The organism is Corynebacterium zhongnanshanii, assembly GCF_014490575.1.
Classification (GTDB): domain Bacteria; phylum Actinomycetota; class Actinomycetes; order Mycobacteriales; family Mycobacteriaceae; genus Corynebacterium; species Corynebacterium zhongnanshanii.
Window position 1 is genome coordinate 225316 of the sequence record NZ_CP061033.1, and the last position, 15820, is coordinate 241135.

Annotated in this window: 11 protein-coding genes; 6 read left to right on the top strand and 5 right to left on the bottom strand. The window is 62.5% G+C overall.

What is annotated here, in order from left to right; genetic code table 11:
- Positions 1-18 precede the first annotated feature (18 nt).
- Positions 19-786 (bottom strand): hypothetical protein, encoded by a 768-nt coding sequence (locus tag IAU67_RS00975; RefSeq protein ID WP_151842629.1) that lies wholly within the window; start codon positions 784-786, stop codon positions 19-21.
- Between the two features lie 110 nt (positions 787-896).
- The gene (locus IAU67_RS00980) at positions 897-2213 is read right to left on the bottom strand and encodes an ROK family transcriptional regulator (protein WP_151842628.1); all 1317 of its coding nucleotides are present in this window, start codon (positions 2211-2213) and stop codon (positions 897-899) included.
- 152 nt (positions 2214-2365) lie between these two features.
- Between IAU67_RS00980 and IAU67_RS00985 the strand changes: the two genes are divergently transcribed.
- From IAU67_RS00985 to IAU67_RS01000, 4 genes are all read left to right on the top strand, one after another.
- On the top strand, positions 2366-2965 hold the full coding sequence (locus IAU67_RS00985; protein WP_151842627.1) for a flavin reductase family protein: 600 nt from the start codon (positions 2366-2368) through the stop codon (positions 2963-2965).
- A gap of 73 nt (positions 2966-3038) precedes the next feature.
- Positions 3039-4205, top strand: a complete 1167-nt coding sequence (gene sfnG / locus IAU67_RS00990) for a dimethylsulfone monooxygenase SfnG (RefSeq protein ID WP_151842626.1) — start codon at positions 3039-3041, stop codon at positions 4203-4205.
- A 7-nt stretch (positions 4206-4212) separates the two neighbouring features.
- Positions 4213-5418 (top strand): acyl-CoA dehydrogenase family protein, encoded by a 1206-nt coding sequence (locus tag IAU67_RS00995; RefSeq protein WP_187767930.1) that lies wholly within the window; start codon positions 4213-4215, stop codon positions 5416-5418.
- A 129-nt stretch (positions 5419-5547) separates the two neighbouring features.
- On the top strand, positions 5548-6228 hold the full coding sequence (locus IAU67_RS01000) for a DNA-3-methyladenine glycosylase (protein WP_151842624.1): 681 nt from the start codon (positions 5548-5550) through the stop codon (positions 6226-6228).
- A 229-nt stretch (positions 6229-6457) separates the two neighbouring features.
- On the opposite strand, the gene IAU67_RS01005 is transcribed toward IAU67_RS01000, so the two are convergent.
- Both IAU67_RS01005 and IAU67_RS01010 read right to left on the bottom strand, forming a co-directional pair.
- Entirely contained in the window at positions 6458-10138 is a 3681-nt protein-coding gene (locus IAU67_RS01005) for a (Fe-S)-binding protein (RefSeq protein WP_151842623.1), read from the bottom strand.
- Positions 10139-10351: 213 nt separating this feature from the next.
- Positions 10352-11374 carry an alpha/beta hydrolase fold domain-containing protein gene (locus IAU67_RS01010; protein WP_151842622.1) on the bottom strand — a complete coding sequence of 341 codons (1023 nt, stop codon included), beginning with the start codon at positions 11372-11374 and terminating at the stop codon, positions 10352-10354.
- Between the two features lie 353 nt (positions 11375-11727).
- Between IAU67_RS01010 and dnaK the strand changes: the two genes are divergently transcribed.
- Together dnaK and grpE are read left to right on the top strand one after the other, a co-directional pair.
- Positions 11728-13578 (top strand): molecular chaperone DnaK, encoded by a 1851-nt coding sequence (dnaK, locus tag IAU67_RS01015; RefSeq protein ID WP_151842621.1) that lies wholly within the window; start codon positions 11728-11730, stop codon positions 13576-13578.
- A gap of 68 nt (positions 13579-13646) precedes the next feature.
- Positions 13647-14339 carry a nucleotide exchange factor GrpE gene (grpE, locus tag IAU67_RS01020; RefSeq protein ID WP_151842620.1) on the top strand — a complete coding sequence of 231 codons (693 nt, stop codon included), beginning with the start codon at positions 13647-13649 and terminating at the stop codon, positions 14337-14339.
- Between the two features lie 41 nt (positions 14340-14380).
- On the opposite strand, the gene IAU67_RS01025 is transcribed toward grpE, so the two are convergent.
- A complete protein-coding gene (locus IAU67_RS01025) occupies positions 14381-15814 on the bottom strand; it encodes a hypothetical protein (protein ID WP_151842619.1) in 1434 nt (477 codons plus the stop codon).
- Positions 15815-15820 lie beyond the last annotated feature (6 nt).

Consider the following 15820-nt stretch of genomic DNA (forward strand, 5'->3'; position numbering starts at 1 on the left):
ATTTTTTCGCAGAGCTTATTAATTAGCAGCCCCAGGGTTCGCAGGCTGCCCTGCGCCTCCCGCGTTCCCCGAGTTTCCGGTGGCTCCGCCCAGGTTCGAGTTGCCCGCGCCGGCGCCTCCGCCGTTGCCAGCACTTGTACCGCCGCCATTACCCGCGCCGTTGCTAGCACCGTTGCCTGCGCCTGCACCGCCGCCAGGGCTCACATTCCCGGAGTTACCCGCGCCACCTGCGCCACCGTTTCCGGCAGCGCCACCCGTGCCGGCGCCGCCGTTACCTTGGCCGCCACCATTCGGGGCAGGGCGATTGCCCTGCTGAGAAGGCCTGGGAGCCGACGGATTATCATTCGCCGCCGCGCCGTCCGAGTTCTGCGATGGCGACGGCTCTTGATTATCCTGCCCAGAGCCGGTCCCACCCCAGCCGGACGTCCCAGAGCCAGAGCCGTAACCGGATCCACCGCCGTAGCCATAGCCGGAGCCGTACCCCGAGCCACTGCTCTTCTTGGAGCTCTTCGACGTCTTGGACGCATCCGGCGTGGCCGAGTGGTACTTATTCACGGTGGTCGCGGGCGGGTGCGTGACCGAGAGCTGCTGATTCACACCACCCACAGAGTCCGTGTTGTTGGTGTTGCGCATCATCAGATAGCCGCCAAAGCCTGCCAGGAAAATGCAGACCAAACCGGCTGCCAGGATGATGATCCAGGCAGCTGGGCGCTTCTTTTTCGTATCTTCCCCCTGTGGGACCGCGTCAGTTGAAGTCTCGGAGGAAACGGGTTGGTCGGCAGTCATAATAGCTTAAAGTGTACTCGCTTTGAGGCGTGGGAACGAAGAATGTGACGGGGTTCGGTGGAAACACTTGGTTGGCCGCGCTGGCGGCCGTCGTGCGTCCTCGTCGCGCCCTACACCGGCGATTGCCACAGCGGGTGCAACGCCACCATCTTCACCGCATCCAGCGTGGCGTGAGGGTGCGCGGGGTGCGCCTTTAAGATGCGTTCGCTGGCGTTGCGATTCAGCCACTGCGCCAGCCGCCGTGTGCGTTCCGGGTCTGCGGAAAACGTCTCCCCGGCCAGCACCACCTCGTCCGGATCGGTGACCTGAGCTGCGATATCAATGAGTTTGCCCAGCAGGTCCGTGCGCTCATCCAGCAGCTCCGCCGCTTTCGCGTTCGTCCGCGCCGCGCGCACCAGTTCCTCCAGCGACGCCGCCGGGTGCCCCATCTCCGCCGCCACATCCAGCAGCCGCCCCACGCTCAGCGGGTCCTGCCGGCCGCTCGTGCTGGTCTGCTCTCCCTGATTTTTATCCGACGCCGAAGCGTCACTCACCGCCAGCCTCGATTGAGCCAACAGCGCGGAGATGAGCGCGGATTGGTGGCCCACGCGAGGCCTGTGGATTCCGCCGTGAATGATCCACGAGTAGCTCAGCACTTCGCGGGAGTACACGTAAAGGATGGAGGAGGATTGCGTGGGGGAGACAGTGGGGTCCCGGAAGGCTAGTTCCATCCCGGCCAGCGCGCTCACACCGGTGCCGAGGCTGATCGGCAGGGTGTGGTCTAAAGGTAGGGCGGAGGGGAGGTCGTGGAGGGCGCGCTGCACCTCGGTGGGCAGGTGGATGCCATCCCAGGCCGGGATGGGGGACTCCAGTACGCCGTTGGCGAGGACGTCCGTGGAGAAGGCAAGCCCGATGCTGCGCAGCTGTGCAGGCCGTGCTGGTCCTGCCGCTGTTCGCTCTGCCGTGCCTGTCCCCGATGCAGCCTGCGCCTCCGCTGCCGCCGGTGCTGCCTGCCCGAGATGCCCCTTCACCAGGTGCGATAAACGCCCAAGGACGAAGGGAAGCGCTTCGTGGGGAGGCGTGGCGTCGAGAAAAAGGGGAAAAGAATCGTGAGCCAGCGTGCGTCCGGCGATGTCCGTGAGTACCAGCTGCGTCCGGCGCAGGCCGATGTGCGCGCCGGTGGCGAGGTGCGCGCGGCCGTCGACGGTGAGGGAGGAGCTGGGGCGGCCGGTGGCGTTCGTGGCGGTGGTGGTGGCGCTGAGGATGCCTTCGTCCGTGAGGCGCGTGACCAGGCGGTGGATCGTGGGTTGGGATAGGTGTAGCGAGCGTTGCAGTTCGGTGCGGGTGATCCCGGGGTGCGCCCGTACTTGTTGCAGGCACAGTCCGGCGGCGTCTGTGGGCAGGGCAAAGTGGACGGTGTTGATGCTGGGGGCCGGGCGTGAGCTCATGCGTGCCACTCTACCAAGTGTCTAGACCGCTCTGTCTAGAAACTGGGTGATTGTAGCGCACTGCCACCCCATCTGGGTCCCATGTCTGGAAAATAATTGCGCACGAATTAAACCATTGCCGGTTTTCTAGACAGAATGGTCTACTCTGTGTCATGACTTTGATTGATTCCTACGCCCCAGCACGAAACACCACCCGCGGCCTCGAGCGAATCTCCGCACACACCTGGGACTTCACCCCGGCGCCACGCACCGGCACCCAGCCGGTCGACACCACGGACACCAAAGCCCTCCGCCGAGCCTTTGCAAACGTCCCCACGCCGCTGGCCACCGCCGCAGCCCTCGTCGACGGCCGTCCCGTCGGCATGGTCCTGGGCTCCTTCGTGGTGCACAGCCTGGAGCCAGCCCTCGTCAGCGTAAGTATCCAAACCACCTCCGGCACCTGGCCGCAGCTGCGCAACGCCGGCCGCATCGGGCTCAGCATCCTGTCCGAAAATAACCGCCACGTCATCAACAACTTCTACCGCCCCGCCCACGAGCGCTTCGACTCCCTTGATTACATCACCCACGGCGAGGCCATCCTCTTCCCCGACGCCGCCCTGCACATCACCGCCGACGTCGCCGAAGAAGTGACGGTGGGCGACCACGTCATGGCGGTGTTGCGCGTCCACGACATCCACCACGCCTCCGAGGAACAGCTCGACAAGCCACGGCCTCTGGTGTTCCACCAGTCGGAAGTGACCACGGCTCGTTAAGGCTCTCGCTGCGTCGGCGCAAGAACCCACGAATACATACAGAAAATCTACATAGAGAAAAAGGATTAACACCATGTCTACCTCCCGTACCGCAGACCACCTGAACTTCGCCTACTGGGTCCCCAACGTCTCCGGAGGTCTCGTCACCTCCACCGTGGACCAGCGCACCGACTGGGGCATTGATTACAACCGCACCCTGGCCCAGCACGCTGAGCAAGCCGGCTTTGAATACGCCCTCACGCAGGTCCGTTACCTCGGCAGTTATTCTGCCGAATACCAGCACGAATCCGTGAGCTTCTCCCTCGCCCTGCTGGAAGCTACCGAGAAGCTGAACGTCATCGCCGCCGTGCACCCAGGGCTCTGGCAGCCAGGAGTTCTGGCGAACCTGGGCTCCACCGCAAGCGAACTCTACAACGGACGCCTGGCCTTCAACATTGTCTCCGGCTGGCTGCGCGACGAGTTCCACGCCCTCGGTGAGCCATGGCTGGACCACGACGAACGCTACCGCCGCTCCGCAGAGTTCCTGCAGGTCCTGCGCAACATCTGGACCACCAGCCCCACCGAGTTCGCCGGTGACTTCTACCGCATCCGCAACTACACCCTGAAGCCTCAGCCCAAGAAGGTCCCACAGCTCTTCCAGGGAGGCTCTTCCACCGCAGCCCGCTTCAACGGCGGCAACTACGCCGACTGGTACTTCACCAACGGCGGCAGCATCGAAGACCTCGAAGAGCAGATCGCCGAGGTGCGCCAGCACGCCGACGCCGCAGGCCGCGAAGTGAAGATCGGCGTGAACGCCTTCGTGATCCTGGACGACAGCCAAGAAAAGGCCGAAGAGCGCCTGCGCGAGATCGTCATTAACGCAGACAGCAAGGCCGTCAAGGACTTCAAGAAGGCCGTCCACCACGCCGGCGCCGTCACCAACGACCAGAAGGGAATGTGGACCAACTCCAGCCTGGAAGACCTCGTTCAATACAACGACGGCTTCAAGACTGGACTGATCGGAACCCGCGACCACATCAACGCCCAGATCGAAAAGCTGCGCTCCATCGGCGTGGACCTGGTGCTCTGCGGATTCCTGCACGTGGACGAAGAAGTCCAAGAGTTCGGAGAGAAGATCATCACTCCGCTGCGCGAGCAGGAGGCGAACGACACTGCTGCGGACAGTGCTGCCGACAGCGCCGCTGAAGGTGCCAGCGCCGACAGCAGTGCCGAGGCCACCCCGACGCTCAGCCATGTCTAACTCAACCATGTCTAACGTCGCAGAGCCTCAACCCATCGACCGCATCCTGGCCGCCGTGGACGACGTCCTCGACAATGCACGCGAAGACTTCCACACCATCAACCGGCTGGGAGAAGGCAATGAGGGACGAGAGGTGGGCGTCGTAGAAAAAACGTTGCAACAGCTCCGCAGCACCCACGCATTCGGCCTCACCGCAACGGCCGAAGCGCACGGCGAGCACCCCGCGGCCGGGCTTCGCGCGGCCATCGAGACCACGCGACGCCTCGCGCGGATCGACGGATCGCTGGCGCAAATCCCGCAATCGCACTACGTCTTCAGCCGCTATGTTGGCGCCGCGCACCGCGCCGGCGAGGCCGCGGACGGGTATGCCCGGGAGGTGCTGGACGGCACGGTGCTTGTCGCCAACGCGCAAGTGGACCGCGACCCCGTGCGCGCGGAGACTGGTGTGGACGGGCGGACGCGGCTCAACGGGCACAAGATTTTCTGCACAGGATCGCCCTACGCAGACATCCTGGCCATCGTCATTGGCGGCAAGGACGTTGTGTTTGTGCCCGCCGACGCGGCAGGCATCAGCATCGACGACGACTGGCACGCGACCGGACAGGAGTTTACCGGCAGCGGGAGCGTGCGGCTTGAGGACGTGGACGTGACGGGGCTGGCGGTGCAGGCGCTGAGTGTTGGTGGTGCTGGCGAAGCTAGCGGTGGCGGTGCTGGCGGTGCTGGCGTGCCGGATGCCGGTGTCCTTCATCACGGCGCATTCGCGCAGGCGCTTCATGCTGGCATTGACCTGGGACTTTTTGAAGGCGCCGTCGAGATAGCGCATGGACTCGCGCGACTGCCGCGCCACGCCGATCAGCTGCCGGAGAGCCAGGCGACATTGCTGGGCGAGATCGACGTGAGCCTGTTTACAGCCCAAGCTGCGTACGGCGCGCTGCTCGACAGTCTGGGGCGGCCCGCGGAAGATAGCCAGGAGGTGGCGCTGAGCGTCACGCGTGCGAAGCTGGCGATTCAGGACGCGGCGCTGGCGAGTGTGTCCAAGCTGTTCGAAGTGGCGGGGTCGGCTGGGTACACCGCCACGCGCGCCCTCGACCGGCACTGGCGAGACCTTCGCGTGCACACGCTTCACGACAAGCGGCAGAATAAGCTGCGGCTGCTCGGGGAGCATGTGGGTGCCGAGGTGGCGTTGCCGCTGGATGGGAAGCTCGGCGGGTAAAGCGTGTTGATTGGCTCGGCGGGTGAAGCTCGGCGAGTGGTGGCTGCTGGCAGTGCGGATGAGAAGCTGCGTTGCTGCTGCCGGTTCGCCGGATGAGTGGCTGGTGGTGGGGTGTTTACACTGGACCGTGTGAATTCTTCAGAACCAGCACCTGCCGGCGAGCCTATTGATTTCAGTGCGCCTGCTGATCGTGTAGCGCCACTCCTGCTTGGAGGTATCCTGCGCTACGGCGGCGTGGGCTTGAGAATCACTGAAGTCGAGGCTTACCTGGGGGAAAGCGACGCGGCCTCGCACGCCTACAAGGGGCCGACTCCACGATGCGCCACGATGTTCGGTCCGCCGGCGCGGCTGTACGTGTACGCGAGCTATGGGATCCACCGTGCCGGGAACTTAGTGTGCCAGCCGGATGGCGTGGCTGGGGGAGTGTTGCTCCGAGGTGGGGAAGTGATGGAAGGGCACGACGTGGTGCGTGAGAGGCGTGGGCCTCAGGTTTCTGAGGTTGCGCTGGCACGCGGACCGGGGAATCTTGGTAAAGCGATGGGCTTCGATCTGGAGATGAATGGCGCTGAGGTGCGTCAGGGAGTTCCGCGCGAAGTGGGGGAGTCTGCTATGAGGGACTCAGATGTGGAGCCGTCAGTGGTAGGGGATTCGGTCCTGTACTTTCAGCGAGCTGCTGAGCCTGTGGATTATGTTGTGGGGCCCAGGATCGGTATCACGAAGAACGCGGATGCCGCGTTGAGGTTTTGGATTCCGGGGGATCAGACGGTCAGCAGCCCCAGAGGTAGGCGTAGATCCGGCCTTCAGGGATAGGCAGATGCCTAGAATCTTGCTCGAATCTCATCTAATAAGCGGAGGGGGTGTCTTAGAACGTCGACTCGATGTGTGGCGAAAAACTAAAGCCGCAGGTAGAAAAAGTTGCAGAATTTTTGCGATGAATCGAGTCGACGTTCTAAGACACTCTCCGAGATAGACGTTGGCGATAGAGAAGTAGAAGGCCCTCGCTCCGATGCGGAGCGAGGGCCTTCAGCGTGGTGCGGGCTTACTCAGCGGGAGTTGCTGGGGTGCCCGGTGCGCCTGGGATCAGGCGAGTCAGCTTGGAGATGTCTCCGGTAGGTGCTGCTGCCTGGGTTGGCTCAGCGTCAGCTGGTGCAGTGTTGGATTCTGCGGACTCTTCCGCAGGGGCTTCTGCAGGCTGCTCCTCAGCTGGCTGCTGATCCTGGGACTCTTCCTTCTCAGAGGAGCCCGCAGCGGTAGCAGCGGCGGCGCCGGCTGCTGCGGCACCGGCAGCTGGAGCAGCCGGTGCGCCTGGTGCACCCGGAGCACTTGGAGCTGCAGGAGCGCCCGCGGCCGGTGCTGCAGGAGCTGCTGGTGCCGAAGCTTCAGACTGTGCTTCAGAAGAAGCGGTGTCCTCAGCGTCTGCGGCCTGAGGCTCTGCTTCTGCGGGAGCTTCAGCAGCCGGAGCTGGGGCAGCGGCTGGAGCCGAAGGTGCAGCCGGTGCGCCTGGAGCGCCAGGTGCAGTAGCGGTCAACTTGATTGGTCCGCCGTCTGCAGGAGCGGATGCCTCTGGCTGTGCTGGTGCAGACTGTGCTGGCTCAGCAGGGGCTGCTGGCTTCTGCTCATCTGCGACCTGCTTGGCAGCAGGAGCTGCTGGGGCTGCAGGCGCAGCCGGAGCGCCAGGGGCGGCTGGTGCACCTGGGGCTGCTGGAGCTCCCGGAGCAGCAGGGGATGCTGGAGCACCAGCGGATGGAGCTGCTGGCTTCTGCTCGTCGGTGTCCTGCTTAGCTGCTGGAGCCGCAGGTGCAGCTGGGGCACCTGGAGCAGCTGGTGCTCCCGGAGCGGCCGGTGCGCCAGCGGATGGAGCTGCTGGCTTCTGCTCGTCAGCGTCCTGCTTAGCTGCGGGGGCTGCAGGCGCAGCTGGGGCGCCAGGGGCGGCCGGGGCACCTGGTGCAGCCGGAGCTCCCGGAGCCGATGGAGCGGCTGGCGCGCCAGCACTTGGTGCGGATGGAGCTGCTGGAGCACCTGGAGCCGACGGAGCACCTGGGGCTGCTGGAGCAGCAGGAGCGCCGGCAGAAGGTGCGGACGGGGCAGCAGGGGCGCCTGGTGCAGATGGTGCTGCAGGAGCGCCTGCGCTTGGTGCGGACGGAGCTGCTGGAGCACCACCGGCAGGCGCTGCAGGAGCGCCCGCGCTTGGTGCAGAAGGAGCACTTGGAGCAGCAGGTGCGCCGCCGGCAGGTGCGGAAGGAGCAGCCGGTGCAGATGGTGCACCTGCAGCAGGAGCGCCCGGAGCAGCGGCAGCGCCAGCAGCACCTGCTGCAGCACCAGCGCCACCAGCGGCAGCAGCCTTCTTCTTCGCAGCCTCTTCAGCCTTGCGCTTCTTCTCTTCCTCAGCGCGGCGCTTGGCTTCTTCCTCAGCCTTGCGCTCAGCTTCCTCACGGGCAAGCTTCTCTTCGTCTACCCAACCACGCTCAGGAGCAACCAGGAACTCGCGCTCCTTTGGCTCTGGCAATTCGCCATCCACCAGGATGGACTCGCGGAACATCTGGGCAATGTCCAGAACCTGGGTGCGGTCCTTCTTGTCCTCGATGTCAGCCTGACGGTTGTTCACACCGTCGGTCATCATGGTCTTACAGAATGGGCAGCCCACGGCGATGGCTTCGGCACCAGTGCCCAAAGCCTCGTCGGTACGGTTCAGGTTGATGCGCTCACCGAGGTGCTCTTCCATCCACATGCGGGCACCACCAGCACCACAGCAGAAGCCTGTGTTGCGGTTGCGGTCCATCTCCACCAGGTTTGCGCCGGATGCGCCGATCAGCTCACGTGGAGCTTCGAAGACCTTGTTGTGGCGACCCAGGAAGCAAGGATCGTGGTAGGTGACGGAGCGGCCAGCGGATGGCTCGTTGACTGGGGTCAGACGGCCTTCGCGGATCAGCTTGTTCAGCAGCTGAGTGTGGTGAACGACGTCGTAGTGTCCGCCCATCTCTGGGTACTCGTTGCGCAGGGTGTTGAAGCAGTGCGCACAGGTCACAACGATCTTGCGCTGCTTCGGTGGGACACCTTCAAACGCGTTATCCAGGATCTCAATGTTCTGCTCGGCGAGCATCTGGAACAGGAATTCGTTACCGGCACGACGTGCGGAGTCACCGGTACAACCTTCGCCCTCACCCAGGACGGCGAACTTCACACCTGCGGTGTATAGCAGGTCAGCGACAGCGCGGGTGGTCTTGGCAGCGTTGTCGTCGTACACGCCGGCACAACCAACCCAGAACAGGTACTCGGTGTCATCGAAGTCTTCGATGTCAACGCCAACGACAGGGATGTCGATACCGTCGGCCTTGGCCTTCTCAATCCACTCGGAACGCTTGTTGTTGTTCTGGCCCCAAGGGTTGCCCTTGGTCTCCATGTTCTTGAACAAGCCACCCAGCTCGGTTGGGAAGTCAGACTCCACCAGAACCTGGTAGCGACGCATATCCACGATGTGGTCGATGTGCTCGATGTCCACAGGGCACTGCTCCACGCAGGCACCACAGTTGGTGCAGGACCACAGGATGTCTGGGTCGATCACACCCATTTCACCTTCGCCCACCAGCTGCAGCAGTGGCAGGTCAGCGTGTGCCTCGACGGATGGGTCGTTCAAGTCGACCTCGCCGGTAGCGCCAGCGGCCTGCAGGTAAGGAGCGGACTCGATGGCGTTATCACGCAGTGCGGTGATCAGCAGCTTCGGGGACAGTGGCTTGGCAGTGTTCCACGCAGGGCACTGCTCCTGGCAACGTCCACACTCCGTACAGGAGGTGAAGTCCATCCAGCCCTTCCAGGTGAAGTCGTCGATGCGGCCAACGCCGATCTTGTCCTCATCTGGGTCAGCGTTTTCCATGGTGAGGATGCGTCCGCCGGAGGTCATTGGCTTCGCAGCGCCAAGGGCGTTCTTGCCGTCGGAGTTACGCTTCAGGAAGATGTTGAAGAACGCCATGAAGCGGTGCCATGCCACACCCCACTTGATGTTCTGACCGACGATGAACAGCCAGATCATTCCGGACAGCAGCTTGATCAGCGCGAAGATGGACACCAGCAGAGCAGACTCTGGTAGCAGCTTCGCAACCTGCATGGTGAAGAAGTCGGTAGCGAGGTGGCCGCCGTGGTAGCTCTCGAAGGTAGCGATCTTGGAGGCCTTCACCAGGATCATGCCCAGACCCTCGATCAGCACAACAGCTTCCACGAAGTAGGCAGCGGCAGCGTTGGAGCCGTAGAAGCGAGCCTTCTTGTCCTTGTTGCCAATGGACTGGCGAACGATGATCAGAGCCACGATACCGAGGACGGTACCGATACCCAGCAGCTCGTCCACGAAGTGGTAGATGGCCCAGTCGCCGAAGATAGGCCAGCCGCCTTCAGGGTTGAAGATCTGAATGTAGGCCTCGAACCACACCATGGATCCGAGGAGGAAGCCCACCATGACGAACCAGTGGGCGAACGCCACGCCTGGCTTCTTGGCCATTTTGGTGTGACCAAGGACTTCCTTGATCAGGTTCATCAATCGTCCAGCTGGGTTGTCGAGACGGCTGAGTGCCGGTTGACCCAGGCGGATCGTCTTGTAGATCTGTGCTGCGCCACGGATGAAGAAGATCCAGGCGGGGAGGGAAAGCAGCGCACCGATGATGCCCAGTGGGACGGTGATGCCCCACGGGATGTCATTGCTAGTGAGCTGGCCTGCTGCGTGCAGGTACATAGGGTTGCTCCTCGCTAGTCCAGTTTTAAATTCATATATATATGAACAAATTACTTTACGACCGCACTTTAGCAGGGGTGACGACCCTTTTTGTAGTTATGGAAAAGTTCACTGACCTGCACTAACCCCCTTTAATACACAACAAAAGTGTTGCGAAAATGACCTCCTGCACGGTGAACTACTACATTTCGCCACCAAAATCCGTGATGAAGATCACAATCTGTCAATAATTTCCACAATTTGGCGCCGTGCTGCCTTGCCTTCTGGAGTGTTTCCAAGGTGGAACATATGGAGTGCTCCGGCGACTTCATGCAGTTCAGTGCTTGTTTTTTGAGCGAGAGCTCGGGCGTCCGGGAGGCTGATGTCGGCGTCACCACACCAGATGTGCACTTCGGTGTCGCTCACAGCTTCTTGCAGAGCAGAGTTACCCACAAAAAGGGGTGACACGGCGGGATGTTCAGAACTGAGATCATAAGCGCCCGACGGGGAAGAGATGCGCGACCAGAGTGCGCCTTGGCGTCGGAGGGTAAGAGGATCGAGCAACGGGTCACGATCCGCAACGTCGGCAATCGCGGGATTGGACAGGGCGATATCCACCCACGGCGCGTTCAGAAGCAGTGAGCGTGGCGACGGAAGTGGCGCGGCGGGCGGCAGGTTCAGCTGCTCGCGCTCATCGGCGGTCCAGTAGGGGCTCGTGAGTGCAGCCAAGGCCAGGCCACCACCGGCAGAATCGCCGATGACATGCACATTCTCCGCGCCGTGATCGCGGATCAGCTGCGTGTAGGACTCAAGGATCAGCGGCACGCCGTGCTGGACCGAATGCTGCGGAATCAGGCCGTAGAGCGGAATGTCCACCCGGTAGCCCGCGTTCGCGAGAGTGGCGATGAAGTCCCAATTGCGCTTCTTGATCGGCTGGGCGAAGCCGCCGGGGAGGACGTAGAGGATGGCTTGGCGGGCGGCATCGGCAGGGGCGAGCTCGTTGAAGGCCTCCGACTCCGCGCCGTGATCGCCGCTGAACTTCATGGGGGCGACGGAGTAGACGTCGAAGTTTGAGCCGGCGACTGTCAGGGTGCGGGTGGAGACCGCGAAATGTTGGCGGAGGGAGTGCGGGGGCTCGTCAGGTTGCGGTGCGACGAGGTTCTCGGCGTGTGCGGCAGGGCTAGCTGACGGTGTAGATGACCGAGAAGATGCCCGCCGACGTGCCTTAAAAGCTTCCCAACGCATAGCAATACTCATGCGTTCACAATAGCGCCTGGGTCCTACATAGCTCACGAATTGCTTGCGCGTGACTCAACCGTTGCTCATGTGCGACTCAAGTTTGTTCACGTGTGATGCAAGCGTGCGTGGCAAGGATTGCGGCAGTGGCCAGTCGAAAAACGGCCTGCTTACCTGCATGTTCGATTTTTTTCGGGCTGGCGGGAATAAGTGTGTGCGGCTCACGGTTATGCTTGATGTCACGAAGTTGAGTCAGAATCACTCAATCCCGCTTGACGTCGCGAGAAAAATGAGCACAATGGAGCGCATGGGTTGAGTGAGTAACACTCAATAATGAACTTCCGCAGGAAACCAAAGGAAAAGGAGAACACATCATGGGACGCGCAGTAGGAATCGATCTCGGAACCACGAACTCCGCAGTTGCAGTGCTGCAGGGTGGCGAGGCTGAAGTTATCGCTAACTCCGAAGGTGCACGCACCACCCCATCCGTCGTTGCTTTCACCAAGGGCGGCGAGGTCCTGGTTGGTCAGTCTGCCAAGAACCAGGCAGTCACCAACGTCGACCGCACGATCCGCTCCGTCAAGCGCCACATCGGCACCGACTGGACCAAGAACGTTGACGACAAGGACTACACCCCACAGGAAATCTCCGCTCGCACGCTGATGAAGCTGAAGCGCGACGCTGAATCCTACCTGGGCGAGGACGTCACGGATGCGGTCATCACCGTTCCTGCATACTTTAACGACGCCCAGCGTCAGGCCACGAAGGACGCAGGCCAAATTGCCGGCCTGAATGTTCTGCGTATCGTGAACGAGCCAACCGCAGCGGCGCTGGCCTACGGCCTGGAGAAGGGTGAGCAGGAGCAGACCATCCTGGTCTTCGACCTCGGTGGTGGTACCTTCGACGTCTCCCTGCTGGAGATCGGCGACGGCGTGGTTGAGGTTCGCGCCACCGCCGGTGACAATGAGCTGGGTGGTGACGACTGGGATCAGCGCATCGTGGACTGGCTGGTGAACAAGTTCAAGTCCGCTCACGGCGTGGATCTGTCCAAGGACAAGATGGCTGTTCAGCGTCTGCGTGAGGCTGCGGAGAAGGCGAAGATTGAGCTGTCTTCCTCCCAGCAGGCCTCCATCAACCTGCCGTACATCACGGTGGATGAGGACAAGAACCCTCTGTTCCTGGACGAGACCCTGACTCGCACCGAGTTCCAGAAGATCACCCAGGATCTGTTGGATCGCACCAAGGCACCGTTCGAGGCTGTGCTGAAGGACGCGGAGATCGGTGTGAAGGACATCGACCACGTGGTTCTGGTGGGTGGTTCCACCCGCATGACCGCTGTGAGCGAGCTGGTGAAGGAGCTGACCGGCGGCAAGGAGCCTAACAAGGGCGTGAACCCAGACGAGGTTGTTGCTGTGGGTGCTGCTCTGCAGGCCGGTGTGCTGCGCGGCGAGGTGAAGGACGTGCTGCTGCTGGACGTGACCCCACTGTCCCTGGGTATTGAGACCAAGGGTGGCGTGATGACCAAGCTGATCGAGCGCAACACCACCATCCCAACGAAGCGTTCCGAGACCTTCACCACGGCTGAGGACAACCAGCCTTCCGTGCAGATCCAGGTCTTCCAGGGTGAGCGTGAGATGGCTGCTCACAACAAGCTGCTGGGCTCCTTCGAGCTGGGTGGCATTGCGCCAGCTCCACGCGGTGTGCCTCAGATCGAGGTGACCTTCGACATCGACGCCAACGGCATCGTGTCTGTCTCCGCGAAGGACAAGGGCACTGGCCAGGAGAACACCATCACCATCCAGGATGGTTCCGGCTTGTCCCAGGAGGAGATCGACCGCATGGTGAAGGACGCCGAGGCTCACGCTGAGGAGGACAAGAAGCGCCGCGAGGAGCAGGAAGTTCGCAACTCCGCTGAGTCCATGGTCTACCAGACCCGTAAGTTCGTTGAGGACAACAAGGACAAGGTGTCCGAGGGCCTGCAGACCAAGGTTGAGGACGCTGCGAAGGCTGTCGAGGAGGCGCTGAAGGGCGACGACATCGAGGTCGTGAAGGATGCGGTGGAGAAGCTGTCCGCTGAGTCCCAGGAGATGGGTAAGTCCCTCTACGAGGCTGAGGCCGCCGCAGGCGAAGGCGCTGCTGCTGGTGCCGAGGGCGCTGAGGCTGATCCAAATGTTGTGGATGCCGAGGTTGTCGACGAGGACGACGCTGACTCCGACAAGAAGTAAGCCACACCCGTAACCAGAGCCACTCGCATGAGGGAGTGGCTCACCCTTAAGTGAGGAGCTGCTAGAACATGGCAGATCAAGTAAACCCAGACGGGCACAGCGACCAGGACGATCCTCAGATTGACCCGCAGCTGGAGTCGGACATCAACGACGCGCTGGATGGCGTGGAGATTGGTGACGTCGATGGCGTGGAGGTTGGCCAGGGCAATCCGCAGGACCCTGCGGATGACCAGGGCTTGACCGACGGCCAGGCTGACGGCCATACCCATGGCCCGACTGACGGCGAGACCGCCGAGGGACTCGAGGGGACCGACGCCGCTGGCGATCAGGCAGACGCGCAACCATCACCTGTGGAAGCGGAGTTGGCCGAGCGCACCGAGGACCTGCAGCGCGTGACAGCGGAGTACACCAACTACCGCCGCCGCGTGGAGCGGGACCGCGTGGCGGTCATTGAGACCGCGAAGGCGGATGTGGCCAGCAAGTTGCTGCCGATCCTTGATGACCTAGAGATGGCCGCCCAGCACGGCGACCTGAATGGGCCGCTCAAGGCGGTATCCGACAAGCTCAACGGCGTGTTTTCCTCCATCAACGTCGAAGCCTTCGGTGCTGAAGGAGAGGCCTTTGACCCGGAGCTTCACGAGGCCGTGCAGGATCTCTCCTCTGGAGATGAGAAGGTCATCGGCACGGTGCTGCGCCGAGGCTACAAGCTCAACGAGCGTGTGCTGCGCAACGCGATGGTCATCATCGCCGACCCGCAGTAACGCGAGCGTTACGCCGCCACGGTCATTGTGCCGCGGCGGCTTTACTCGTCATCATCGTGGCCGTCGTTGCTGTCGCGACCCTCGTCGTCGAAGCCTCCGCCCTGCATCCCTTCCATGATGCGCTTAATTAAGTACTCGGGCGGCTGGATTTCGAAGCGGACGCTGCGTCCGCCGTCGACGTGCTCGGAGCTGACCTGCTTAATCGGCTCCACCTGACCGTCGTGCAGCACATTCACTTCCGTACTGAGCGGCGAGGGGTGCAGCCCGTGGTTCTCCGCGGTGAGGGTGAATACCACGCTCATGGACCCGGCCACGCTCGGGCCGGACCCCACCTCGGAGACCACGGTCATGTTCTTGTGCGGGGTTCCGTAAATCATGCCGGCGGAAATGTCCACGTCAGGCAGCATGCGCTCCATGAACTCGTCTAAGAACAGCGGCAGGGACCCCACGAAGGAGCTGCTTCCCTGAAACACCCAGCAGGACGAGTCCAGCTCGCCGCCAGGAACCATGGACGGATGCGGGGAGCTGAGGCTGGTCAGCGGCTTTCCCTCCAGGTCCTCGCTGCTTCCCACGTGCAGGTCCGAGTCCACGAGCTCCTGCCACAGATTCCGGTAGCCCATGTGCCAGAGTTCCGGCAGGCTATCGCGGTCCTCCAGTAGCTCGGGCGTGAGGTTGTGGATGATGCCGCGGTGCTTCACGCACAGTCGGATGACGGTGGAGGGGCTCCACGGACGGACAGGAAACTCGCGGGATTCCAGATATTCGGGAATCGCTTCGCCTTCGATCCATTCGGTGTCCTCGAGGGCGTCGAGCGCCCAATCGTGACTCAGCAGCTCGTCAATGGGGCTGATCCGCACGCGGATTCCGCGGTAAAAGTCCAGGTCGCTGAGCTTGCGGATGACGGTGCTGGCCCGTTTCCTGGTGAGGAACTCCTCCACGATCGTGGGCATGAACTCGTCGAATTTTTTGTTCGACGCCAAGCGCATAACCAACGGCTCCAGATCCACCGTGTCGCCGTCGATGCTGACAGTGTTCTCGTGGAACTCGGGCGTAGCCTCGAAGCAATTCTGGCTGGTGGTGATGATGTGTTCTTCCATCGCAAGCCCCTGCTCGACCGTCAGTCCCGAGTAGTGGGGGTGGGGTGCGCTGAGTTCGTGGAGGGCGTGGGAGACCGCGAACTCCGTGAGATCGGTCTGCTCATGCGGTGCTTCGGGGTAGGTCTGCGGGCTGTCGCTCTCGCTGTCGTTGCCGCACTCGTTGTCGTTGACGCCCTCGCTCGTGCGACTGACACTGCGCTCGGCTTGGCTGCGCTCAGCTTGCTCGCGCTCGGTCTGCTCGTGCTCTAGCTCTTCGTGTTCAGCCTGCTGCTCGCGCCCAGCCACCTCGCGCTCAACCTGCTCCGAGCTGCCCATGGACTCGCGGGCTCCAGACACCTTGCCGGACAACCACCTGCGAAACCACGACTTCTTACTCATAGTGCA